The organism is Spongiimicrobium sp. 3-5, from assembly GCF_046557915.1.
In the GTDB taxonomy this organism is placed as follows: Bacteria; Bacteroidota; Bacteroidia; order Flavobacteriales; family Flavobacteriaceae; genus JBHEBG01.
Window position 1 is genome coordinate 13,033 of the sequence record NZ_JBHEBG010000006.1, and the last position, 26,977, is coordinate 40,009.

The window sequence follows — 26,977 nt, forward strand, 5'->3', positions numbered from 1 at the left end:
AACCATGTATTTTGTCTATTTGTCCAATTTTTACGTTGTTCCCAGTTTTTAATCTACGAAGAAAAAAGAATTCTGTTAATTTGTTCATATATAAGCATATTGGTGTTTTTAATCTAATCCAAAAGATAATCTTCAATACAACATCACCTTAAAACCCCACATGAAAAAAGAAAAACTGCGCATTGGCCTGTTAGTGGACGATCTTACCATACCATGTTGGGCATATTTGATGCTCGATAGAATAATTAAATCCGACTACGCCGAAATTAGTTTGGTAGTTAGAAAAGTTCAATCTACACAGCAAAAGGCACCATTCTTGAAACGTTTTTTTAAAGAATGGAAAGGAATCCTGTTTAAACTGTACATGCGATTTGATCTACAACGATATGCGCTCCACCCTGATGCCTTTAAAAATAGAAACTTTAAGGATTTGGTTCCGGGTCCGGAAATGGTTGTTAGCACTTTGGAGTCTAACGGAGAGGAGCAATTGAACTCCGATGATATTGAAAAAATAAAATCGCATCATATAGACGTATTACTCAAATTGGGTTTTGGAACACTCGCAGGTGACGTCCTAAATAGTGCCAAACACGGTGTCTGGTCTTATTATTATGGTGACTATGATGTAAATAGAGGTGGACTTCCCGGAGTATGGGAATTTTTGGAGTATTGGGATGAAACCGGGGTAACCCTACAGATCCTTACCAATGACAAGGAAGGAGATCTTCAGTTGGCCAAATCTTATTCATGTACCGATAAATATGGTATTCATAGAAACCGTAATAACTATTATTGGAAGGCACTTTCATTAATTCCCAGAAAACTGGAGGAAATGCATCGTTTGGGTGCCGATGTTTTTTTTGAAAAAGTAAATGCCGTAAACGCAACGCCATTTTTCTATTACAATAGGCTTTATGCAGGGCCCAGAAACTGGGAATTGCTCAAAATTCTTTGGGGTAATTTTTGGACTCGGGTCAAACTTAAGGTCAGTGGTTTGTTTAACTTTCAGCAATGGATTCTACTTTTCGCCATAAACAGTGAACATAAAATTTCCAAATCGTTCGTTAAATTCACCAGAATTTTACCTCCAAAAGACAGGTTCTGGGCAGATCCTTTCGTTTGGTTTAAGGACGGTAAGTATTATATCTTTCTTGAAGAATTGATATACAAAAATAACAGAGGGACCATTTCCGTAATAGAAATGGATGAAGACGGGAAATATGGCCCTGCACAGTCGGTTCTGGAAAAAGACTACCACCTGTCCTACCCCTTTTTATTAGAAGATGAAGGAGAACTTTATATGCTCCCGGAAACAAAACAAAACGGAACAATTGAACTCTACAAATGTATAGATTTCCCCCTGAAATGGGAACTTCAAGAAATTGTAATGGACAATATAAAGGCTGTTGACGCCACAATATTTAAACATGATGGCAAGTATTGGATGTTCGTTAATATACAAGAAAACCCAGGCGCATCTACTTGGGACGAACTTTTTCTTTTTCACTCGGACAGTTTGTTAAATGGAAATTGGGTTTCGCATCCGACCAATCCGATTGTTTCGGACGTAAAATATGCCAGACCTGCCGGAAATATCTTTGAACACAACGGTAAAATATTCAGACCTGCACAAAACTGTTCCAAACATTATGGATACGGAATGCAGTTGAGGGAAATAGTAACGCTCAACGAATCGGAATATAAAGAAAGACAGGTACAATCTATTTTCCCCAATTGGGAAAAAGATCTAGTTTCAACCCACACCCTAAACCATAAAGGCAAACTAACGGTAATTGATGCGGTTATCAAACGACGTAAATAAAATGTACAAAAAACACCTCGCAATCAAGCTAGTAAGCGTTTAATTACTCTAAATCAACACCAATTAAATATTAAGGATGGGTTTTATCGGATTTAATTATCTTTTAAAATAATATATAAACAGTTTATGCTTCTTTTGTTCATCTTTGCAACTTCAATACTAAAAACAAAATGAATTCGACCAGTTTTGACCTTGATCCATCTTATCATATATTAGTAACCGGTGGTGCCGGATTTATTGGCTCCAATTTATGCGAATTTCTTCTGAATAACGGTAATTCTGTAACTTGTTTGGACAATTTTGCAACAGGAAAGCGCGAGAACATTGCTCCTTTGTCTTCCAATTCTCGATTTTCCCTTATTGAAGGAGATATCAGAGATTTGGATACCTGTCAGCAAGCATGTAAGGATGTAGACTATGTACTACATCAAGCCGCTCTAGGGTCAGTTCCAAGATCCATAAATGATCCTATAACCAGTAATGATGTAAATGTATCTGGCTTTCTTAATATGCTTGTAGCTGCAAGAGATGCCAAGGTAAAACGTTTTGTATATGCAGCCAGTTCCTCTACCTATGGTGATTCTAAGAATATGCCTAAAATAGAAGACATTATAGGAAAACCGTTATCGCCCTATGCCATAACCAAATATGTCAATGAACTTTACGCAGATATCTTTAATAACACCTACGGCTTGGAAACAGTGGGCCTACGCTATTTCAATGTCTTTGGAAGAAAACAAGACCCCAATGGTGCCTATGCCGCCGTTATTCCGAAATTTGTATTGCAATTAATGGAGCATACCTCTCCGGTAATCAATGGAGATGGTAGTTTCTCCAGAGATTTTACATACATTGACAACGTTATCCAAATGAATATCAAAGCGATTGTAACGGATAATAAAGAGGCCGTAAATACCGTTTACAATGTGGCCTTTGGAGAGCGCACCGATTTAAACCAACTAGTTGCCCTATTGAAGGAGTTTCTTAGCGAATTTGATGCCAAAATAGCCGATGTGAATGCCAAATATGGGCCAACTAGACAAGGGGATGTACCGCACTCCCTTGCATCCATAGATAAGGCAAAAAAATTATTAGGGTACGACCCACAATTTGATATACAAAAAGGATTAAAGCAAGCAGTACGGTGGTACTGGGAAAATTTAAAATAAGCCAAATATGAATTTAACTGTTATTGGTACGGGCTACGTAGGACTCGTAAGCGGTACTTGTTTTGCCGAGATGGGAAACACGGTATGCTGTATCGATGTAGATGAGAAAAAAATAGCGAACCTAAAAAATGGTGTTATTCCTATATACGAACCAGGGTTGGAAGCCATGGTAAAACGTAATGTTGATAATAAAACCATTGCCTTTAGTACTAGCCTTAAAAGTAATTTAGAAAAATGCGATATCGCTTTTATTGCTGTGGGTACTCCTATGGGGGATGATGGATCGGCAGATCTGCAATACGTATTGCAAGTTGCCAAGGAAATAGGGCAAAATATGAAACATCCGCTTATAATCGTTGATAAATCCACGGTGCCCGTTGGAACGGCAGACAAGGTTCAGGCAACCATTCAGGAAGAACTGGACAAACGTAAAGTAGCCATAGATTTTAGTGTTGTTTCCAATCCGGAATTTTTGAAGGAAGGAGATGCCATAAACGACTTTATGAAACCAGATAGGGTTGTCATTGGATCCGATAATGAGGAAGCTACAGAAAAGATGAGAGCCTTATACGCCCCTTTTTTTAGGAGTAGTATGGACAGACTGATTACCATGGATGTTAGGTCGGCTGAAATGACCAAGTACGTAGCTAATGCTATGTTGGCCACCAAAATTTCATTCATGAACGAAATTGCGAATATTTGCGAATTGGTAGGTGCCGATGTAAACAAGGTGAGAATAGGAATTGGTTCTGATAGCAGAATTGGATACAGTTTTATTTACCCAGGCAGTGGCTATGGTGGTTCTTGTTTCCCAAAAGACGTGAAAGCCCTAAAGAAAACCGCAGAAGAACATGGCTACACCGCCAATTTGATAACATCGGTAGAAGATGTAAATGACAGACAGAAATTGGTAATCGCCAATAAGGTAATAAATCGGTTTGGAGATGATTTAACAGGAAAGACATTTGCCATTTGGGGGCTTGCCTTTAAGCCCGAAACAGACGATATGAGAGAGGCCCCGGCCATATATGTTATTAAGGAACTGGCAAAAAGAGGTGCAAAGATAAATGCCTATGACCCAAAGGCAATGGATGAAGCCCAACACTTCTATTTAAAAGATGTTGAAGGAGTAAGCTATTTTAATTCAAAATATGAAACACTCCAAAACGCGGATGCCATGATCTTACTTACAGAATGGAAAGAATTTAGATCCCCTGATTTTGAAGAGTTAAAGGTTCAGCTGAATCAGCCCATAGTTTTTGATGGACGTAATCAATATAATGATAAGTCTATGGCAAAAAGAGGATTTGAATATTTCCAAATAGGAAAAAAGTAATATATAAATGGATTCAACCAAAATAGCAGTAATTGGATTAGGATATGTTGGCCTGCCACTGGCAAGGTTATTTGCAACTAAATATCCTGTAATTGGTTTTGATATCAATATAAATCGCATAAGTGAGCTACGATCAGGAAAAGATAGTACGTTAGAAGTTAATGATCAGGAGTTACAGGAGGTATTGTTAAAAGAAAATACCATGGAGCAAGGTTTGTTCTGTACGGACCAAATAGATGATCTAAAGGCATGCAACTATTTTGTGATAACCGTACCTACCCCGGTAGATAAAAACAACAGACCAGACCTAACACCTTTGTTTAAATCTAGTGAGACCGTGGGGAAAGTATTGAAAAAGGGAGATGTGGTCATCTATGAGTCTACTGTGTATCCGGGCGTAACTGAGGGTGAATGTATCCCTGTCCTAGAAAAAATAAGTGGGTTAAAGTTTAATAACGATTTTTTTGCGGGATATTCTCCCGAGCGAATTAATCCAGGTGACAAGGAACATACCGTAGAGAAGATTTTAAAAGTTACTTCGGGATCTACACCCGAAATAGGTGAAAAAGTAGATGCGCTTTATAAATCTGTGATTACCGCAGGAACGCATCTAGCACCTACGATCAAAGTAGCTGAAGCTGCCAAGGTTATTGAAAACTCACAGAGAGATATAAACATTGCTTTTGTAAACGAGCTGGCCAAGATTTTTAATCTTATGGATATAGACACCCATGATGTCTTGGAGGCAGCAGGAACTAAATGGAACTTTTTGCCTTTTAAACCCGGATTGGTGGGTGGGCATTGTATTGGGGTAGATCCCTACTATTTGGCCCAAAGGGCCCAAGAGTTTGGTTATCATCCAGAAATTATATTGGCGGGCCGTAGATTGAACGATAGTATGGGCGAACATGTTGCCACAGAAGTCATAAAACTTATGCTAAAAAACGATCTTAGGATTAAAAGTGCAAAAATCCTGGTCCTGGGAATTACCTTTAAGGAAAACTGTCCGGACGTAAGAAATACCAGGGCCGTTGATGTTATAAATCACTTTCAGGATTTCGGCGTTGATGTTACCGTTTATGATCCGTGGGCTAATCCTGTGGAAGTAAAGCACGAGTATGATTTAACCACCACCAGACAACTGCCAAATGAAAAATTCGAAAGCATAGTCCTCTGTGTGGCCCATAAGGAATTTCTTGGGCTAGACTTTAATGGTTTGTTGAAGGATAATGGGATTTTATACGATGTAAAAGGAATCCTAGATAAAGAAGATACACACGGACGTCTTTAGGTTGTAGGTTCCCCATTTAAAATAAGCGTCCATTATCGGAAGATTTAAAATTGGAACGTTCCCCCGTAGCCAATACCATTCTATAAAAAGTTATGTCTAGAGTAAAAAAGATAGTGGTAAATATTAAGGTAAACCTTTTTTTTTACCTTTTATATACCTTAGCGGGCTTCCTTAGTAGAAAAATCTTTCTAGACTACTTAGGTGACGAATTTGTAGGTTTGGTGGGGACTCTCCAAAGTATACTAGGGTTTCTTAACCTTGCAGAACTCGGTATCGGTACGGCCATTGGCTTTTCATTATACAAACCAATCTATAACAATGATAAGGCAGCTATTAACAAGATAATAGCTTTGCTTGGCTATCTATATAAAAGGGTGGCGCTGTTAGTGTTTGTCGTTGGCGTTATCTGTTCGCTTTTCTTTGGTTATTTTTTCTCCGGTACAAACTTTTCCCTCGTACTTATATTGTATTGTTTTTATGCCTTTCTAATCTCCTCCTTGTTAGGCTATTTAATGAACTTTCATCAAAGTTTGCTACAAGCCGATCAGAAAGAATATGTTATTACATCCTATTTACAATCCACCCATATCATAAGGCTGCTAATTCAATCGGCCATTGCCTACTACTATGCAAACCTATATTTATGGATTAGCTTGGAATTGTTTTTCTCGTTAATCTATAGCTTAATAATACGCTATAAAATAAAGCAACAATATCCATGGTTAGTTGTAAGCCAAAAAACTACCAAAGATGTGCTACGGGAGCTTAAAGGGGTTATCAAGACCGTGAAGCAGGTTTTTGTTCATAAGGTTGCTTCTTTTATCACATACGGAACAGATCAAATATTGATTTTTTCGCTGGTAAATATTCAGAGTGTAGCTTTCTTTGGTAATTACAATCTGATATTCACTATGCTGCAAAACGTAATTGGAAAATTGTTTTCCGGAATTAATGCAGGTGTAGGAAATCTTATCGCTGAAAACAATCAAAAACAAATTGAAAAAGTGTTTTGGGAAATGATGACGCTCCGCTTCTTCATTGCCGGTGTTACCTCATTGAATCTTTATTATCTGGTACATAGCTTTGTCGCTATTTGGGTAGGAGATAAATACATATTGGACAATGACATTATATTAGTAATGACCTTCAATTATTTTATTTTAGTAGCACGGCTACCCATAGATACTTTTATCCATGCCTATGGCTTATATAAGGACACTTGGGCTCCTATCGTAGAAATTGTTTTGAATCTGATAATCTCAATAATCTTTGGTAAAATTTGGGGGATTAAGGGAATTATTTTTGGGACAAGTATTAGTGTTACAAGTATATTATTATTATGGAAGCCCTATTATCTTTACACTTCTGGATTCAATAAAAGTGTACTGATTAAATTTTGGCCACATTTCCTAAAACTAATATTATCTTTCATCGTCCCCGCTTTTGCAATTAGTTATTTAAAAGGAATATTTTTTCAAACTACTCCTGCGGACTATTGGGAATGGTTGGTTTATGCCCTTAAGCTCAACCTTTTGATATTTGCTCTCCTCACTCCCGTTATGTTCATTTTTGGGAAAGGTTTTAAGGACTTATATAACAGAATTACTAAAAAACAACAATAATGGAAAATATCCTTCCAAAAATATCGGTTATCATCCCAGTATATAAAGTGGAACAATACCTCCGTAAATGCGTGGAAAGTGTCTTGAACCAAACATATAAAAACTTGGAAATAATATTGGTTAATGATGGATCTCCCGATAATTGTGGGCAAATATGCGATGAATTTTTAGCAAAGGATTCAAGAGTAAAGGTTTTGCATCAAGAGAATCAGGGTTTAAGCATGGCAAGGAACAATGGGGTGGATTTGGCCACCGGTGTTTATATCGGGTTTGTGGATAGTGATGATTACCTGCTTCCAAAAATGTACGAAATCATGTTAGATACGATGATTAAATACAAGGTAAAGGTAGTGGAATGTAGCTATAGGAAAGGAGAAAATATATATTATGACCAAAAGTCGGACGATGTATATGAGCAAACTTTCGATGAGGCAGTAAAGAGGATAGACAAACCTGGATTCTATAATGTGATGAACAAACTCTATGAACTTGAGTTGATTAAGGACATCCGTTTTATAAAAGGGAAAATATATGAAGACACCCTTTTCACTTCAGAAGTTTGGAAAAAAATAGACAAAATAGGTTTTGTACCCAAAGCACTATACGTTTATTCCCAAGAGGGTGAAAGTATAATACGAAGCGCCTATGACCAAAAAAAACTTGAAGGGTTTTGGGTCTCCCATCAGGCTATGGAAAACCTAATGAAAAATTCCAACAATGAGACCACTACATTTTTATTGAGTAAAAATTTTTTAGATGGACTCCTGTTTCACTTTCATTCCTTAATGAAAAACAAGGATCTAGACCCAAAAAATATCGAACTCATGAAAATGCATAATTTGATTCGTAAAAACCTTAAGACAACAGGCTATATTAACCTGCGTTATAGTATACTGAATACAATTCCCTTAAAAATGTATGCCTTCCTTTATACAACGAAATCTAGGCTGACCGATAAATTTGTGGGCAATTGATAACAATATCAATTTTAACCTTTAATGTAAACATTGAAATCTGTTAAAGCGAAATTCGATTATTGAGCAAATATGAACAACCTAATAAGCATAATAGTTCCTATATACAATTCCGAAATGTATCTTCATAGATGCATTGATAGCATTTTAGTGCAGACTTACGAAAATCTCGAGATTATTTTGATTAATGATGGCTCACATGACAATTCTGCAAAAATATGTGACGACTACGCCAAAAGTGACGCTAGGGTTATTGTGGTTCATAAAAAAAATGCAGGTTTAAGTGCAGCTCGCAACAGCGGATTAGACCTTATGTCAGGAAGTTATTTTGGTTTTGTGGACAGTGATGACTGGATACATCCAGAAATGTTCGGTTCTCTTTTATCCGCTGCCACAGAAAACAACACCAGTCTGGCACTTTGTGGATTTGGACACTCCAACGACTCCCAATCACTTAAAATTGCTAAGGACGTAACTAATATTGTCTTACAGGACAGTGAGGAACTATTAAAATTTTATTTTAATCACGGTTTTTATGTTTGGCGAAATTTTTACGCCACTGAAACCTTCGGAAATCTAAGGTTTAGAGATGATGTATTGTTTGTGGAAGATCTGTACTATGGCCCAGAGGTAGCAGCTTTGGCCACAAAATCAGTATTCATTCCCAATCCCTTGTATATTTATTATATTGAGAACACGACCTCATTGACACGCAGCTCATATAGCAGAAGGATGTTCATTACCTTAGATGCTTATGTAAATATGAAACGTAGAGTTCAAGAGCTTTTTACAGAAAATAAAGAGCTTTTAGAAATAATTAGACGACGTGTACAAAAAAATTGCTTATACCATTTACAAAGCCTCTTTAACAGTAAGGATAAAGAATTGGATCCTGAACACATTTTTGCAAAAAAGACCAAACGCGTTTACAATGAAAATTTCAAATATCGCGGAGCAACGCTTAGAGAACGGTTAATAAGATGGCTGCCATTTTTCTTCTTATCGGGCTTTTTCAGAATTCAAACCATCTATTTAAGATTTAGATATGGAAAATAATCCGAAAATAAGCGTTATTGTTCCTGTTTATAAGGTAGAGCAGTACCTCCACCGTTGTGTTGATAGCGTATTGGGGCAGACCTATAAGAATTTAGAGATAATACTAGTGGATGATGGCTCTCCCGATACTTGTGGCCAAATGTGCGATGAGTATGGCGCAAAGTACAACCAAATTAAAGTTGTGCACCAAAAAAACCAAGGGCTGAGTGCCGCCCGAAATACAGGTCTGAAAGTTGCGACAGGAGACTACATTGCGTTTGTGGACAGCGATGATTGGATAGATCCGGAGATGTATTCCGTGATGATGCAAACGATGACAGATGATGATGTGGAAGTGGTAGAATGCAATGTAAAGCATAGATATGAAGATACCCAACCTAAAATCTTTGCTCCCGGCAGTTTGGAATTTGAAGATCAGCTAACCGCCTTAAAACGGATTATCTCCAACCAATTTTTTTCCGTTTGCCGACGCCTCTACAACAAGAAAGCCCTTGGCGATTTACAATTTAAGGTAGGTGTAGTCTCGGAAGATGTATATTATACTATAAATTTGATGGCTAAGTTACACAAAATGGCAGTTATCTCTAACCCTTTTTACAACTACTATAAAGTGGGTGAAAGTATAACCAGGGGTTCCTACAAACTAAAAACTTTAGAATCCATTGATGCAGCTCTTTTTGTGAAAAGTAAAGTTGGTGAAGTGCTGACAAACCATGAACTGGACAATATTATCAGAGATTTCATTTCAACCATTTTGCTATACAATTATAAATCCATAAACCACTACCCGGAGGTAGACCCAGATTTGGAGCATAGAAGCTACATAAAAAAGCTTTTAGTTGAGAACAGTGGATACGGTATTAAAAGACCCCAGCTGTTTTTGGCCGCAGTTTTGCCCCTTAAATGGTACAATGCCCTTATAAAGTTTAATAAATGGGTAAGAAACAGGTAATTTCAATGTTAAAACAATCTTTTAAATTAAAATAATTTGAACGAGGAAACGAAAAAAAAGAAGATTGCCTTTGTTTCATACAACCTGGTCTCCGGAGGTGCAGAGCGCGTCTTGACCACACTGGCCAATAAGTTTTGCGATACTTTTGAAGTATATATCATTACCCTAGAGGATTGTACTTCTTTTTATCCCTTGGATTCGCGTATTAAACGATTACATTGTAACCTAAAAGCGGAAAACAAAAGTATTACCCTCAGCCGTTTATATGACTATTGGAAAACGGTCCAAAATTTAAAAAACCATATTAAAACCAATGAAATTAGTCTGTGCATAAGTTTTCTTACAGCCACCAACGTCTTCACAATACTGGCATCTAAATGGTGCGGAAGGCCCTGCATTATAAGTGAACGAAACAACCCAATAGTAAACAGTCCATCCTTCTTTTGGAAAAAAATGCGGAATCTTATTTATAGATTTTCCAATGCCCTAGTGGTGCAAACTAAAGCCAATAAAGCATTCTATAGTGATTTAATGCCCGATAAAAGAATCCATATTGTCCCTAATCCATTAGAGCCAAACCTTGCATCAAAAAGAATATTGCCCAAGACATACGCTAAGGAAAATACAATTCTCAGTGTTGGAAGATTGGATAATAACAAGGCCCAAGGTCTATTGATCAGGGCTTTTGCCAACATTCAAAACGAAAACTGGAAAGTTCAACTGGTAGGAGATGGCAGTGCAAAAGAAAATTATGAAAGCCTTGCGGAAGATTTAGGTGTAGCAGATCGTATTGAATTCTTGGGAAATTGTAAGGATGTTTGGACCTTCTACAACAAGGCCACAATTTTTGCATTTACATCTAGATCGGAAGGTTTCCCCAATGCCCTTACGGAGGCTATGTATTATGGTATTCCCTCAATATCTACCGATTGTCCGCATGGACCTTCCGAACTGATCGTAAATGGGGAAAATGGCTTTTTAATAGAGGTTGATGATCAGGCAGAGTTAGAAAATAAATTGTCTAAACTAATGGCAGATGAGCCACTGAGAAGTAAAATGGGCAACAAAGCTATGGAAGATTTACAAGCCTTTGAAATTGATAAAATTAAGAGCAGGTGGGAAAAACTTATGATGGAGTTCTTGATATAAGACCAGATACTCCACAAAGATGCAAAAGTTGGTTTTGCAAGTTTAGTTATTTGAACTAATTTTCAGATTAATGAACATTCTAAAATACATAATACTCACATTAACGGTATTGAACCTCCCTTCGGTGTTCTTCTTTCACGTAGATCCCACACTAAGTAGCCTTATGAGTTATGGATCTTACGCACTTCTAATCTTGTTCTATGTTTTAAGCAAAGGTGGAAAGCCAAATATTTGGCTTTTAGTGCTTGGGTTGGCCTATTTCTTAATTGCAGGGGTTAATTTTTATAGTGGTCTGGAACGCGATTTCTATGTTTTTCTAATAAAGTATATCATAATCATTGTAGGAGGTAGTGCTTTGGTAAAAAAGACCACGGTGAACGAACTCTTTGTATTCTTAGTCATCGGCTCAATAAGTATTATAGCTCATGCAGTTTTCTTTCCGGATCGATTTGGTCGTTATAGCGGGTTTTATATTAACCCTAATATGGCGGGTTTTATTGCTATAATGGCCTATACACTGACCTTTAAAATAAAAAACTTCTATTCCAAAAGTCTTGCTCAAATTATAATAACAATCGGGGGTATAGTTACATTTTCCAGGACATTTATTTTAATTTGGGTGATCACCAATCTTTTATCCATTAGTATCAGCATCAAAAACTTAAGAATATTGGCTATTGGCTTAGGGCTTCTGGTATCACTGACCATTTTTGGGCCAATGCTCAAACTAAATACAGAGCGGTTAAACCAGTTCACTGCCATATTGAACAAGGAAGAAGGTGCCTTAAAAAGTGCCAATAAAGAATCTAGAACCGAAACATGGGCTGTTTTTTACGATTATGTTATAGAGAAGCCCTTTTTTGGCAATGGATATGGAGCTTTCCAAACCAATGGCCTCAATCATGTAGGGGCCCACAACTCTTTCCTTTTGGTTCTCGGTGAATCTGGGATTATTCCGTTTCTAATTTTTATAGGTCTTTGTTTGTACTTTATTTTTATGGGTGCCCAACTGTTTAGGCATACCCCCTATTTGCTAATGCAAGGTATTGCCTTTTCCCTTTTTATACTTACTTGCCACAACTTTTTTGATACCGATTACCTCCTTATCATTGCCTTATGGATGTATAACAAGATAAATGTTGAAAAAGAGGCACAAAAACAAATGCTGTTAGAATCCTGATCATTCTGGATAATCTGAGCCTAATTAGACCACAAAACATAATGCTGCCGCATGATGTCAAAAAAAAGAAAAGTTTTATTTATATTACCCACTTTGAGGGCTGGCGGAGCTGAAAAAATTATTTCCTTTGTCTCCCATACCATAGACAACAGTAGATTTGACAGCAAGTTGTTGATTATTGGGCCCCAAACAGACGCGGCTTACGAAACAGATCCCAAAATCACGTATTTTTTAAATAAGAGCAGGGTTTTAGTGGCCATTCCACAAGTCGTGCTGTTTTTGATAAAATACAAACCAGATGTTGTACTGAGTTCCATAGGACATCTAAACACCATAATGGGATTAATTTCTCCTATTTTTCCAAAAACCAAATTCATAATTAGGGAAGCAAGCGTAATAAGTAGTTTTAAGAAGTTTATAAAAAAGAACAATCTTTATGACTACCTATCAAAGAAAAGTTACCCTATGGTAGACGCTGTTATCTGTCAATCCAAGGATATGGCAAATGATTTTAGAATCCTTTATAATATTCCATCAGATAAGTTATTTATAATTAATAATCCTATTACCAGAAGAAAGGATACTACATTAGAACCAAAGATCAGCAATGACGTAAAGCAATTCATTACAATAGGTAGGTTAAGCCCGGAAAAGGGGCACGAACCGCTGTTAAGAATGTTGTCCAAGATAAATATAGATTTTCACTACACCATTGTAGGGGATGGCCCCGAGCGAGAAACCTTACTTGAATTGATCCAGGAACTTGGGTTAAGTGATAAAATAACACATATAGCATACACCAATAACGCATACCCTTACTTAAGGGCCTCGGACATTTTACTGCAAGGTTCATATGTGGAAGGATTTCCCAATGTAGTTTTGGAAAGTTGTTCCGTAGGTACTCCAGTAATCGCGTTTGATGTCCCCGGGGGTACCAAAGAGATCATAATTCATGACATCAATGGATTTTTAGTAAACGAGGAAAGCGAATTTATACGCTTTCTTACCCTCTTCAAAGATTGGCAAAAAAAGACCATAATGGACTCGGTAAAAGACCGTTTTAGCGAAAAAACTATTTTAGGCCAATACGAAAGACTATTCGAAAGAATATAAGAAAAATAGCATCTTCCTAAATATACTAAAGACTAAACTTTTTGTTAAAAGCAAGGTCTAAAAGAGTACCTACCTTTAATTTTAGCATGGTAATGACTATCTTTGGTCGTATGCCACAAGAAATTTGGTAAAACCGCATCTAAACACATAACATATAGGATTGAGACATAAAACTTAAAAGTACCGCGCTACTTTTAACGATGATTTTGGGTTAACCATAACCTACTTTTTGCCAAAAATACATAAGAGAACTATTAGATGAAAGCCCCAAAAAAGTCTATAAGCGTATTATTTGTTTTACCTACCCTTACTGCCGGTGGTGCAGAACGTGTAATGTCTTACATTGCCCAAAACCTAGATAAATCCAAGTTTAAAGCTACCATACTGGTAATAGGCTACGAAAGTGAAAGTCGTTATTGCGTAGAAGACGTGGATGCAGTTTTTTTAAACAAATCCCGTGTTTTACTTGCAATACCTTCGGTATTTGGCTATTTAAGAAAATCTAGGCCAGACATAGTAATGAGCGCCATTAGACATATGAATGTGGTAATGGGGTTACTTTCCCTTTTCTTTCCAAAAATAAAATTTATTGGTCGGGAGGTTAATGTAATGAGTGTTTTAAAGGAGTACCCTGAAGAAACTGAGCGATCTTATCCCCGCTTTTTGTTGAATCTAGGATTTTCACTTTTAGACGCTATCGTATGTCAGTCACAGGATATGCTAAAAGATTTCCGTACCGAATATCCAAGATTGCAGGGCAAATTGCACCTTATTAACAACCCTATTACCGAAAGATTTAAACCTAAAACCGCTAAACCTGACCATAAGAAGGGCTTTAAATTTATTACGGTAGGCAGTTTGGAACCCAGAAAAGGACATCTGCGCATATTAAAAGCACTCGCAAAATTGGATTTGGAATATTCATATATGATAATTGGCGATGGTTCGGAAAAGGCAAAGATCAATAATTTGGCACAAGAGCTAAATCTGCAAAATAAATTAATACATTTACCCTTTACTAGCGATGTAGATAAATATTTGTCTGAAAGCCATATTTTTTTGCAAGGATCGTACGTAGAAGGTTTTCCCAATGCGTTATTGGAGAGTTGTGCCGTGGGAACCCCCGTAGTTGCCTTTAAGGCCCCCGGTGGAATAGACGAAATTGTGCAAACTGGGGCTAACGGATTTATAGTAGAAAATGAAGAAGAATTTGAAGAGGCTGTATTTACGATCATAAACACCAGTGGTTTTGCCCCTGCTGCGGTAAGTGAGTCGGTTTTCAAGAAATATAGTGCAGAAATTATATTAACCAAATACGAACAATTATTTTGCGAAATGATGCACACTTAAATCTACAAGTCAACGTTCTAGTATTGATTAACGTCAAAACCAAGCATTTAAAAACCTAAACCAAAACACTAACCCATCCTATATGTGTGGAATTTACGGTACTACAATCAGGTACGAAGAACATCAAATTGAAGCAAAATTAAAAAGAACTTCTTTCCGGGGCCCAGATAAATTAGATTGGAAAACGATTCCCAATCCAAACGGGCAGGTGACCCTTGGCCATAATCGTTTGGCAATTATTGATCTCGATCCCAGATCAAATCAACCCTTTAACTACGAAGACCAAGTAGAAGTGGTCTTCAATGGAGAAATTTACAATTTTAAGGAGGTAAGAAAAACGTTGGAGGCAGATGGGTATACCTTTAGAACCTCTAGTGACACCGAAGTGTTATGTGCAGCTTACCTTAAGTATGGTGAAGCCTGTGTTGAACACCTTAACGGAATGTTTGCCTTTGTGATCTACGATCAAAAAAAGCAACAGTTGTTTGGGGCTAGGGACCGACTGGGCCAGAAACCTTTCCACTACTACCATGATGGACGTAATTTTGAATTTTCGAGTCAATTATCCTCTATACAGTTATTCAATAATAATCTGAGTATTTCAAGAAAATCAATTGTTGAATACCTAAAATGGGGCAATGTGCCAGATCCATTTTCAATTTTTAATGAAGTAAAAAAACTAAGGGCCGGGTATTATTTTACTTATGACCTAAATACCGGTCAATTTGAGGACCACCAGTATTGGGATATTGATTACAAAAACAAGCCGTCCTATACCGGTTCCTATAATGAGGCGCTTGAAGAACTGGAAGATATATTAAAAGATGCCGTGCATACCAGAATGTTTGCGGATGTTCCGGTAGGTGTTTTTCTATCTGGCGGAATAGATTCTTCCCTAATGTCCGCAATAGCCTCTAAGACCACACCTACTCAAATTAAGACATTCTCTGTCAAATTCAATGAAAAGGGCTTTGATGAAAGTGCCTACGCCCAGCAGGTAGCAGATCACTTACAGACAGATCACCATGTTATTGAATGCAATTATGATGAGGGACTAGAGCTTATCGATAGTTTCAGTTATTATTATGATGAACCTTTTGCAGACCCTTCGGCAATACCAACACTACTTTTGGCCAAGTATACCAGAAAAAAAGTAACGGTAGCATTGTCTGGAGATGCAGGGGACGAAATTTTCATAGGCTACCACAGGTATAACTGGATGAGAAAAGTTCTCGGAATGTATGCCATGCCCAAAGGGTTGAGAAAATTTTCCGCGAGCCTAGTAGGTTTAGCGCCCCATTACAGGCTAAAAACTATAGCCAAAGGACTTAATTATGACCGCCTAGAACACCTTTATCTTGCAATTTTGACGGGAGTAGACCTGTCTTGGATAGAGGACGAGTGGGACTATGATAATTTGCCGGACAAGGAATACCTTTTCCATAATAATAAAAATTTATTTGAACGTATTTCCGATTTTGATTCCAAAGCCTATTTAAATTGGGACATAAATACCAAGGTAGATCGTGCAACAATGGCATTTTCATTAGAATCCAGATCTCCCCTTATGGATCATAGGGTAATAGAACTTGCAAATAAGTTACCTACCGAGTTTAAATTTCAGCCCGGAAACCAAAAGAGGATATTGAAAGATCTGTTGTACAAACATGTACCCGAGAAAATATTCCAAAGACCAAAAGCGGGCTTCACCATGCCATTTAGGGAATGGTTTAGAAAAGAACTCAAGGAATTTGTATTAACAGAATTGGATAGGGAAGGTTTAACCACCATTCCGGGAATAAATGTGGATAAAACATTAAAAATGATAAACCAACATATGGACGGAAGTTGGAATCATTATCCATTAATCTGGAAGCTTTTGGTATTGAAACAGTGGCTTAACAAGAATGGAAAAGGGTTAATAATCAAATAGTTAAATATTAAAAAGGTACATCAGTCCCGTATTGGCATTTGCATCCTTACCATTTTAAACGTTTAAATCTTGTATAACAAACCATTCGTATATGTCCTCCAAACCCAATCTTAGTATTTTAGCTATAAGCTTTACAAGCGGGGGTGCCGAAAAAGTAATGAGCTTACTCCTAAAGGAGTTAGTACATGATTATAATGTATATCTGATCCTGTTTTATAATGAAATTCATTTTCCCATACCTCCGGAGGTCAATGTAATAATGCTGACCAAAAAAAGCCCAGATAGAAAGTTTTATCAGAAGGCAACAGACCTTATTGGGTTTGTTTTTAAGTACAACAAAATTGTAAAGCAAGAAAAAATAAGCTACGCAGTTTCCTTCTTGGCATTTCCCAACTTGGTAAATGGTATTATCGCAACATTTAACAAAAAGGTGCGTACTTATATTAGTGAAAGAGGTTTTCCTTCCGATAACACTACAAGTAAACTGTCTTTGGCAATTTCTAAAATCTTCTACCCCCTACTCTATAATCGATGTTACAAACTGTTTTCAAATTCGGTATATATTAATAAGGACCTAAAAGACAATTTTGGGATTTCAATACCCATGGAGATCGTATACAACCCCATAGAGTTACCGGCTAATGTAATAATTCCTGAATCACTACAAATCAACCCTAAAAGTTTTAAAGTGATCAATGTGGGTACTTTGAACGTTAGAAAAAACCAAAAGATGATCATTAAGGCGCTTCAAAACCTCGATGATGATTATGAATTGGAAATATTTGGATCCGGACCCCTGGAAAAACAACTTAAAGAATATACCGCTGAAGTTGGATTGGAAGATAAAGTAAGCTTGGGAGGAAGAGTAAAAAACGTAAACGACTACCTTCTAAAAAACCATTGTTTTGTACTATCTTCCCATACCGAAGGTTTTCCCAATGCACTATTGGAAGCCATGGCTATGGGGCTGCCCAGCATCTCCACCAATTGCCTGTCCGGACCTTTGGAACTCTTAAATGATGACAAACCGGTTGTAATCCCCAACGGCAGTTTTTTTAAAGCTTCCTATGGAATATTAATTAACAATGATGATCATATAGGCCTGGCCGGTGCTCTGCGGTATTTAAGGTCAAATGCAGCGGAAAGGGTCAATTATAGTAGATTAAGCCTGGCAAGGGCCGAACAGTTTGAGTTAAAAAATATCTACAAACAGTTCAAAGAATTTATACACAACTAAAAAAAAGCTAATGTGCGGAATAAACGGTTTTGTTTCTAAAACTGATCTTGATGCTACACAAATTAAAAAACAAATTGGTAGCATGAATGATACTATTATCCATAGAGGTCCTGATGATGATGGGGTCTTTACGGAAGTAGGTACCGATGGCTGTATTGCAATGGGAATGCGACGGCTCTCTATAATAGACCTCACATCTGGTAAACAACCGATATACTCCTCTGACAAACAAATAGTTATTGTTTTTAACGGTGAAATTTATAATTATCGCATTTTACGACACCAACTAGAGAAGCAAGGCATCGTCTTTGCCACCAATAGCGATACAGAAGTTATCCTGAAGCTTTATGAACTGGAAGGTGAAAGTTCGTTCTTTAAGCTAGATGGTATGTTCGCCTTTAGCATCTACGATAAAAAGAAGAACCAAATTTTCATTGCTCGAGACTTTTTTGGAGAAAAACCCCTTTACTATACCCAAAGAGAAGATAGGTTTATTTGGGCCTCTGAACTTAAGTCTATAATGACCGATGCGCCAGAGAAACCAGAAATTTCCAAAACCGGACTAAATCACTTTCTAAGACTAACATATATTCCTGCACCCCATACCATTTATGAAAATATCTATAAGCTCCAAGCCAATCACTATATCGTTTACGATCTTAATTCCCATAGTTTTCAGATTAAAGAGATTACAGACAGCGAGGACAAGAGTCCTTTAGATATTTCCTTTACCGATGCCAAGGCCCAAACCAAAGAATTGGTTACAAAGAGTGTTGAGAGCAGGTCTATATCCGATGTACCATTAGGCACTTTTCTGTCCGGAGGTGTAGATTCTTCCATAGTTTCCCTCTGCCTGTCCCAAATGACCAGCGCTAAAATTGATACTTTTTCAATTGGATTCGAAAAAGCATCTTTTGACGAGACAGATAAATCCCAGGTGGTAGCTAAGATGATCAATAGCAACCATCACGAATTTGTAATAGGTGAAGATGACTTAAAAAATAACGTGCACGAAATTTTACTCAATTTTGATGAACCATTTTCCGATACCGCTGCCCTACCTACCTACTTGGTATCAAAAAAAACAAAAGACTTTGTAAAAGTTGCATTAACCGGAGATGGAGGCGACGAAGTTTTTGGTGGATACAACAAATATTATGTAGGTAAATTGAACAATAAATATACCAGTGTTGTTCCCAGACCACTTCATAATCTTTCTCTAAATATTGGCAATAGGCTGTTAACCTCTAGTGATGATAAGCGTGGAATGCGTTTTAAGATCAATAAGATGTTGCAGACCGTTAATTATGATGGCGAATACTATTGGGATATTATTTCACTTGCCAATACAAAGGAACAATTGGCAGGCCTAATAAAGGAAGAGCTTTTTGAAGCAAATCTATTTCAAGAATACAAGGATAAAACTGGCATTCAAAAACCGAGTTCTCTTAACGATTTTAGATTTATAGATAAAGTGCTCAGTTTGGAAGGGGGTATGTTGGCCAAGGTAGATAGAACCAGTATGCTAAACTCTTTGGAGTGCAGGGCACCTTTCCTAAATAAACAGATTTGGGATTTTACCAAGAAATTACCTGCCAAATATCTAATGAACGGGTGGAATAAAAAGTACATTCTAAAGGAAGCCTTTAAAACCGACTTCCCCGATAAGTTTCTAGAGAAAAGCAAACAAGGCTTCGGTTCTCCGGTGGGCGATTGGTTACGATCTGGTTTAAGAAAAGAACTTGAATCTTATATAGACCCCTCCTTTTTAGAATCGCAGGGAATATTTATTAAGGATAATATTACATCTTTGGTAAAAAACCATATCTCCAAAAAAAAGGACAGCACATACAGTGTATGGGCTTTTTATTGTTTCCAAAAATGGTACAAACACACGTATCTAAGCATTTAAACTACCAGTATATCATGTAGTCCAAGTATTATGTCTCACAAAAGCACCAATAAAATTGCCATTGAAAACTCAAAAAGAGGAACATCTGATTGGAAATTGGATAAGCCTGCCTTAAACAGGGAAATAGAAGGATATGCTTCCCAAACGAGCATCAACGCTGGCGAATCCATCAATCTTTTTGTGAGCAGCATTTCCCCAAGGTACTCATTGACCGTTTATAGGATGGGCTGGTATAAAGGATTGGGAGCTAGACAAATTACCGATCCTATAACCCTAACAGGTATTGTTCAGGAAACACCCGTACCAGATGCAGAAACCGGAATGGTTGAATGTAATTGGACAAACTCTTATACCCTAATTACCAGCGCTTCCTGGACCAGCGGTGTTTATTTGGCAAAATTGGAGGAACAAAAAAGTAATACACAAAGCTATATCATTTTTGTAATTAGAGACGATGAAAATAGTCCCAGCCTACTTTTTCAATTGCCAATAACCACGTACCAGGCCTACAATTATTGGGGTGGGAAATCTTTGTACGATACCGGAAGCGGTTCATTGGAAAAATGGGGGACAAATACCGGCGAACACGCAACCAAAGTTTCGTTCAACAGGCCTTTTGCAAGAAGTAACAATACAAAAGCCGCTTTTGGTGTGGGCGCAGGTGAATTTTTGACCAATGTACAGCCCGTTACCACACATAATTACCCCATTAGTAGTGCTGCGTGGGACTATAATATGGTTAGATGGCTAGAAAAAAATAACTATGACCTAGGCTATATCACCAATATAGATACCCATAATAAGCCAAATTTGCTTACCAAGACCAAGGTATTTCTATCTCAGGGGCATGATGAGTACTGGTCGGCCGAAATGAGAAATAACGTAACCCTAGCTCGGGATAGCGGTGTTAATCTTACATTTTTTTCTTCGAATACTATGTACTGGCAGGTTCGGTTAGAGAAAAGTACCCTAACCCAAGAACCAAATAGAACAATGGTTTGCTATAAAAATGCCGACGAGGATCCAATAAAAGGTATTAAAAGTACCATCAACTATAGAGATATAAAAGAACAAAAATCGGAAGCTACCGTAATGGGAGTTCAGTATATTCTAGATCCCGTACAGGGCCATATTAAAATATCCAATCCGGATCATTGGGTATTTGCAAATACCAACTTAAAACAGGGTCAGTTGTTAAAAGGACTATTGGGGTATGAAGTAGATGCCGTAGTCAAAGATTCGCCAAACAATGTAATTATTTTAGCCAGTTCTCCATGCCAAAACGTTGGTAAAAGCGATTATCTCGCAATTCTAAAATACATGATTAAAAAAATGGTGTCACTACCAAGTAGTATTTTGATCAATACCTTAAAAATATCCGAAACAATGAGTGCCAATATCGTATGGCTGGCTATTGCCGCTGTTTTAATCGCTGGTTGTGCCGCAACTTTTAATTTTGGTTTTGCTTTTGTTATGCCTTTCGCACTTCTATTTCTTCTGGCTTTTGCGGTTTGGTTTGTTAAAATAACGCGTTCTGGAAAGGTTGTTTCCCATATGACCCTCTATAAAGCAGATAGCGGAGCTCAGGTTTTTGCAACAGGAAGTATGCAATGGAGTTGGGGTTTGGATGATTTTAACGTGCCAATGCTAAGAAAATCAAGACAGTCAAAGCAGGTTGAAATAATTACCGAAAACGTTTTAAGAGCGTTTGGGGCAAAAAAAACAGCTCCCAATTAAACCAAACAACTATAATTATATAAGTAGAACGATAAAACAGCATTTAGTTTATTTATTTTGTTAAATTCATCCACTCAACTTTCAAATGCTTCCTTAAATCATCGCAATTATACATTTAACCGCCATTTTTAAACCAAGCAGTATGAAAACCGAAACCCAAAAGATCATTGATCGTTATGAAAAAAGGAAGGGTGATAAAAATGTAGAAAAAAACTCCACCAAGTATACTCATTATATGAGGCATATGAAGATTGAAAGAGAGTCTCGATATGCAACAATAGTCCAAGATAGATTTGATTCGCTTAATGGGATAAAAGTTCTGGAAGTAGGTGCCGGTACGGGTGATAACATTGGTATTTTTAAGGAACTTGGAATAAACCATCAACACATTTTTGCCAATGAGTTGCTATCGGATCGGCTTGCTGTTTTACGTCAAAGACACCCGGATATAAACGTTATTGATGGTGATGCCTTAAAAATAACAGAAGAAGAAGGGGGAACTTTCGATATTGTATTGCAAGCTACCGTTTTCACTTCCATATTGGATTCTGAATTTAAAACCAAGCTAGCAAATAAAATGTGGTCTCTGTTAAAGCCGGGAGGCGTAATTATTTGGTATGATTTTGCTTTTGACAACCCTAGAAACAAAGACGTTAAGGGTGTAAAGCAAAAGGAAGTGAAACAATTATTCGATAAATCTAAAAATATTGTTTTTCATAGAACCACTTTGGCGCCACCGATAGGAAGACGGGTCTCTAAACTGTATCCTATGTTCAATTTTTTTCCGTTTTTGAGATCACACATTATAGCAGAAATTTATAAATAGGATTCACATCGTACGCCTTAAAGGTAAAAGAAACTACAAATTGATCCTTTTTTTTCAATCCTGAAAAAAAATGGAAAAGACTTAGAGTACCAATGCCAAACCGTCCGTATGCTTAATGTTTTATAGCTTTTACCGTTTTTTTGTATTTCAACTAAAAAAGGTTTTTAAAAAGTCTATCTTGCCATTTCTGTACGTATATTTATAGGGCGCTGAGCTAATGATAAAATTTGTGGATACTTACATAAAAACCTGTTCGAGATCTTTTTTGATCTCAATTATTTTCACGGTCTTTCTTAGCGGGTCGTTAGCAGCGCAAGTTACGTTTGAACTAGCATATCCCAATATTTCTTTCGATTTTCCTGTAGAAATTACTACCGCAGGTGACGGTACCAATAGAATGTTTGTGGTAGAACAGCCAGGGCTTATAAAAGTGTTTCCAAACAGTATATCGGTTTCTAATAGTGATGTTGACACCTTTCTAGACCTGTCCCAAATTGTATCGTATAGCGAAGGGCAAGAAATTGGCCTATTAGGACTGGCATTTCATCCAAATTATTCCCAAAACGGTTTTTTTTATGTGTATTACACCCAGGACAGCCAGGTATCGGGAATTAACGAGGAGATAGTACTTGCTAGATACACTGTTAGTGCCGGGGACCCAAACATAGCTGATCCCGGAAGTGAACTTGTGATTTTTAGTTTTGATAAAAACCAGGATAATTCTAACCACAATGGCGGTAAAATAGCCTTTGGACCAGACGGTTATCTATACATTTCCGTTGGTGATGGTGGCGGGGCCGGTGATCCACAAGGGAATGGTCAAAATTTGAGTACAGTCTTTGGAAGTATCCTGCGGATCGATATCGATTTAGACGGCAGTAACCCGGTTGAATCCAATCCAGATACCCCGAATGGTAATTACGAGATACCTGCAAACAACCCGCGTGTGGGTCAAAGCGGTTTGGATGAGCTATTTGCTTGGGGTATTAGAAATACCTGGAAATTTTCTTTTGATGCTCAAACGGGCAGGCTTTGGGGGAGTGATGTGGGCCAAGACGCCAATGAAGAAATTAACCTCATCAATATTGGGGAAAACTACGGTTGGAATCGTTTTGAGGCTTTTGATGTTGAAGATGGCAGTACTGATTTGGTTACCACACCAGACACGAAACCCGTATTCTTCTATGATCACAACAGCGGAGACGTCTCCATTACGGGCGGTTATGTATATCGCGGAAGTAGCGACAACCCATCATTACAGGGTAAATATATTTATGGTGATTTTGCGTCGGGGAGGGTTTGGTCCTTAGACTATAACGCATCAAATAATACGGCAAGTTCCGAGTTTCTATTTCGGACCAATGGAGAATTTATATCAAGCTTTGGCTTGGATGAATTTGGGGAACTTTATTTTAGTGATTATAATTCTTCTGCCAGTATATATAAAATAGTAGGAGGAACTAGTGGTCCACAAACTGTCACCGTTACCGGAATAGGGAGTTGGAACGAGGTAGGTGGAGGTACCAACGGCATTGTAGAATCTATTACTAGAGCACAGAATGGATCATTATATTTTGGCGGTGAATTTACCCAGGCAGGTGGAAACTCGGTAAACAATTTGGCCATCTACGATACAAATACAGGTTGGAGTGCTTTTGGAAGTGGCGCCAATGGTAAAGTTAACTCTATTGCTATTGGTGGTGACGGAGCTATATATGTAGGCGGTGACTTTTCTGAAGTAGGCGGAATCCCTGCTTCAAATATCGCTGTTTGGAATGGAAGCATATGGAGCCCATTAGGTACTGGCACCAATGGTCCTGTAGCCAAAATTGAGGTCAGTGACTCTGGTGAAGTATATGTAGGTGGTGCCTTTGAAACCGCTGGTGGAATTACGGTAAACAATATAGCCCTATGGAACAACGGTACTTGGCAAGCCCTTACCGATTCCGGTAGCGGAACATCAGGAACCAATAATGAAGTTAGGGCAATTGCCTTTGATGAAAACAATGTCGTTTATGTAGGGGGAAATTTTGACTCTGCCGGTGGAAATTCTGCGTCTAGGATCGCTACTTGGGATGGACAAAATTGGAGTACACTAGGGAGCGGCACCAGTGGATTTGTGCAAGCTATAGCTGTTACTTCTTCCCATATATATGCTGGCGGAAATTTTGCTATAGCTGGTTTCGAAACAGTTAACCGAATTGCAAAATGGAACCGGAGTTCATCACAATGGGAGGCGCTTGGACAAGGTTTAAGTGGCAACGTAAGATCTTTGGTGCATGATGGCACCAACCTCTTTGTTGGAGGTAGCTTTCAAACAGCTTCGGATGTTGTCAACATAAATAAAATTGTGAATAACGTTGCCCGTTGGAGCCAAAACTTAGGTTGGCAGGCGCTGGGTATCAATTTTTCCGTTGGGGTAGATACCCAGATCAATTCATTGATATTATCCAGCGATCAGGAGACGCTCTACGCCGGGGGCAATTTTAGTGCTGCTGGTCAAACAAACGCTTTAAATGTTGCCCTTTGGGGGTTAAACTTTAACTGTTCTGACAACAGTATTGTTCCAGAATACAGATTGGACGGTACTTGGTTTAGCGGCCAAAGTGAATTAACTGTGGCATCGGGTACCGAAGTTGTGCTGAGTATGTTACCAAACGGTATTGGACTCACCATTACTCTTCCGGATGGTAGTCAAGTTGGAGATGATTACAATTTGGGAAACGTATCTTCCTCGGAGCAAGGAGTTTATACTTTAACCTCTGAAGAAGGTTGCTCAGAAACCTTTAGCTTAATCGTAAGCGCCTCAGATGCCGATGGAGACGGTATCCCCGACGCTCTAGATCAATGTCCCAATACACCTTCGGGCGTTGTAGTCGGAGCAGATGGATGTCAGATATTTACATTGCCAGCGGACAATTTCGAACTTTCGGTACAGGGTACTTCGTGTAGAGGCTTACAAGATGGGCGTATAGAAATTAATCCAGAATTAAATTTGGATTATAACCTTAACTTAACCGGCACTGGTACAGCGCAAAACTTTACCTTCGAAAATGGCCTGCAAATAGAGAATCTAGCCCCAGGTAGTTATGACCTCTGTATTACGGTACAAGGCCTTCCCGATTTTGAATCTTGTTTTAAGGCAATTGTGAACGAACCAGAAAGCTTGGAGGTTTCATCAGTTTTAAATTCGCTGGATGGTTCTGTAACCTTGTCCATGTCTGGAGGTAGTGCGTATTTTGTGACCCTCAATGAAAACAGTTTTAGAACAACCAGCAACGAAGTTAAACTTGTACTCACGGAAAAGGAAAATCTATTGGAAGTCACCACAGATAAAAGTTGCCAGGGCAAGTATAAGGATACAATTATGATGGTAGGGGAAGTGGAAATATTCCCTAATCCCTTCCAGGATATTTTGAATTTGGAATTTAGTGGTAGAGATGGTAATGCAGAGTTAAATTTGTATGCAAACAACGGGATGTTGATTGTTTCATCATCCGTTGATATTGCCAACGGGGTTTCGCAATTTGATTTTGCCAGTTTACCCAATGGTATCTATGTATTGGCCATTATAAAAGATGGCCTAAGAGAAACCTTTAAAGTTGTGAAACGATGAAAAGATACTGTCTCTTATTTTCCTCGGTACTTCTTGTAACAGCTTGCGGCAAGGATAGTGATCTTTTCTCAAAAATTCAGTCCGTGCCCACGGCGGTAACCCTGGTTTTTCCAGAAAACAATAGCGAATGCACGGCAGGTGATATAATTTCGGAAACGCAGAGCGAGGTAACTTTTGAATGGAGTGATGCAGAAATAGCCGATAGTTATGAAGTATTTCTCACAAATTTAAGTACAGGGGTCAATGAACAGTTTATTTCCAATGAGTCTCAATTAGATATACGATTGTCCAGAGGTACTCCCTATACCTGGTATGTTGTATCCAAAGTAGAATCCTCTGCCAATACGGCGGAGAGCGATAGGGAAACTTTTTATAACGCAGGACCCGGCCTAAGGTCCTTTATCCCTTTCCCTGCACAAAATATTGCTCCGGTAGACGGTGCAGATATCTCTACGGGGCAAAGCACCATTACCCTAGTGTGGGAAGCCAGCGATCTGGACGGGGACATTTCGGAATACGATATTTATTTCGAAGAGAACGACCCTCCTAGCCTATTTGAAACCGGAGTTTCTAATTCACAATTGGAGAATATTGAAATAACTGCGGGTACCACATACTACTGGAAAATAGTTACAAGAGACTTGTTGGGGAATGAGTCTAACTCCGAAACTTTCACCTTCCAAGTACAAAACTAAAGGGAAA

The 26,977-nt window shown here is 38.0% G+C and carries 19 protein-coding genes; all 19 read left to right on the plus strand.

The window, feature by feature from the left end:
- Positions 1 to 160 precede the first annotated feature (160 nt).
- Positions 161 to 1,822 (plus strand): hypothetical protein, encoded by a 1,662-nt coding sequence (locus ACEQ81_RS17110; protein ID WP_411032145.1) that lies wholly within the window; start codon positions 161 to 163, stop codon positions 1,820 to 1,822.
- 170 nt (positions 1,823 to 1,992) lie between these two features.
- Positions 1,993 to 2,991 (plus strand): SDR family oxidoreductase, encoded by a 999-nt coding sequence (locus tag ACEQ81_RS17115; protein ID WP_411032146.1) that lies wholly within the window; start codon positions 1,993 to 1,995, stop codon positions 2,989 to 2,991.
- 7 nt (positions 2,992 to 2,998) lie between these two features.
- Complete coding sequence (locus tag ACEQ81_RS17120) at positions 2,999 to 4,327, plus strand: UDP-glucose dehydrogenase family protein (RefSeq protein WP_411032147.1); 1,329 nt, start codon at positions 2,999 to 3,001, stop codon at positions 4,325 to 4,327.
- A 7-nt stretch (positions 4,328 to 4,334) separates the two neighbouring features.
- Positions 4,335 to 5,618 carry a nucleotide sugar dehydrogenase gene (locus ACEQ81_RS17125; RefSeq protein ID WP_411032148.1) on the plus strand — a complete coding sequence of 428 codons (1,284 nt, stop codon included), beginning with the start codon at positions 4,335 to 4,337 and terminating at the stop codon, positions 5,616 to 5,618.
- 92 nt (positions 5,619 to 5,710) lie between these two features.
- Positions 5,711 to 7,240: a lipopolysaccharide biosynthesis protein gene (locus tag ACEQ81_RS17130; protein WP_411032149.1), complete on the plus strand. Its 1,530-nt coding sequence runs from the start codon at positions 5,711 to 5,713 to the stop codon at positions 7,238 to 7,240.
- Complete coding sequence (locus ACEQ81_RS17135) at positions 7,240 to 8,214, plus strand: glycosyltransferase family 2 protein (RefSeq protein WP_411032150.1); 975 nt, start codon at positions 7,240 to 7,242, stop codon at positions 8,212 to 8,214. Before ACEQ81_RS17130 ends, ACEQ81_RS17135 begins: the two co-directional genes overlap by 1 nt.
- Positions 8,215 to 8,286: 72 nt before the next feature.
- A complete protein-coding gene (locus tag ACEQ81_RS17140; protein ID WP_411032151.1) occupies positions 8,287 to 9,270 on the plus strand; it encodes a glycosyltransferase in 984 nt (327 codons plus the stop codon).
- Entirely contained in the window at positions 9,260 to 10,222 is a 963-nt protein-coding gene (locus ACEQ81_RS17145) for a glycosyltransferase (protein WP_411032152.1), read from the plus strand. The genes ACEQ81_RS17140 and ACEQ81_RS17145 overlap by 11 nt, the downstream gene beginning before the upstream one ends.
- A 36-nt stretch (positions 10,223 to 10,258) precedes the next feature.
- The gene (locus ACEQ81_RS17150) at positions 10,259 to 11,371 is read left to right on the plus strand and encodes a glycosyltransferase family 4 protein (protein WP_411032153.1); all 1,113 of its coding nucleotides are present in this window, start codon (positions 10,259 to 10,261) and stop codon (positions 11,369 to 11,371) included.
- A gap of 70 nt (positions 11,372 to 11,441) precedes the next feature.
- On the plus strand, positions 11,442 to 12,551 hold the full coding sequence (locus ACEQ81_RS17155) for an O-antigen ligase family protein (RefSeq protein WP_411032154.1): 1,110 nt from the start codon (positions 11,442 to 11,444) through the stop codon (positions 12,549 to 12,551).
- A 51-nt stretch (positions 12,552 to 12,602) separates the two neighbouring features.
- Positions 12,603 to 13,664: a glycosyltransferase gene (locus ACEQ81_RS17160; protein WP_411032155.1), complete on the plus strand. Its 1,062-nt coding sequence runs from the start codon at positions 12,603 to 12,605 to the stop codon at positions 13,662 to 13,664.
- Between the two features lie 258 nt (positions 13,665 to 13,922).
- Complete coding sequence (locus tag ACEQ81_RS17165; protein ID WP_411032156.1) at positions 13,923 to 15,014, plus strand: glycosyltransferase; 1,092 nt, start codon at positions 13,923 to 13,925, stop codon at positions 15,012 to 15,014.
- Between the two features lie 82 nt (positions 15,015 to 15,096).
- A complete protein-coding gene (gene asnB, locus ACEQ81_RS17170) occupies positions 15,097 to 16,947 on the plus strand; it encodes an asparagine synthase (glutamine-hydrolyzing) (RefSeq protein WP_411032157.1) in 1,851 nt (616 codons plus the stop codon).
- Between the two features lie 91 nt (positions 16,948 to 17,038).
- On the plus strand, positions 17,039 to 18,184 hold the full coding sequence (locus ACEQ81_RS17175; RefSeq protein ID WP_411032158.1) for a glycosyltransferase: 1,146 nt from the start codon (positions 17,039 to 17,041) through the stop codon (positions 18,182 to 18,184).
- A 10-nt stretch (positions 18,185 to 18,194) separates the two neighbouring features.
- Entirely contained in the window at positions 18,195 to 20,096 is a 1,902-nt protein-coding gene (gene asnB, locus ACEQ81_RS17180) for an asparagine synthase (glutamine-hydrolyzing) (protein WP_411032159.1), read from the plus strand.
- A gap of 30 nt (positions 20,097 to 20,126) precedes the next feature.
- A complete protein-coding gene (locus ACEQ81_RS17185; protein WP_411032160.1) occupies positions 20,127 to 21,833 on the plus strand; it encodes a N,N-dimethylformamidase beta subunit family domain-containing protein in 1,707 nt (568 codons plus the stop codon).
- Between the two features lie 142 nt (positions 21,834 to 21,975).
- A complete protein-coding gene (locus ACEQ81_RS17190; RefSeq protein ID WP_411032161.1) occupies positions 21,976 to 22,659 on the plus strand; it encodes a class I SAM-dependent methyltransferase in 684 nt (227 codons plus the stop codon).
- A 265-nt stretch (positions 22,660 to 22,924) separates the two neighbouring features.
- On the plus strand, positions 22,925 to 26,275 hold the full coding sequence (locus tag ACEQ81_RS17195; RefSeq protein WP_411032162.1) for a PQQ-dependent sugar dehydrogenase: 3,351 nt from the start codon (positions 22,925 to 22,927) through the stop codon (positions 26,273 to 26,275).
- A complete protein-coding gene (locus ACEQ81_RS17200; protein ID WP_411032163.1) occupies positions 26,272 to 26,970 on the plus strand; it encodes a hypothetical protein in 699 nt (232 codons plus the stop codon). The genes ACEQ81_RS17195 and ACEQ81_RS17200 overlap by 4 nt, the downstream gene beginning before the upstream one ends.
- The last annotated feature ends 7 nt before the right edge of the window (positions 26,971 to 26,977 follow it).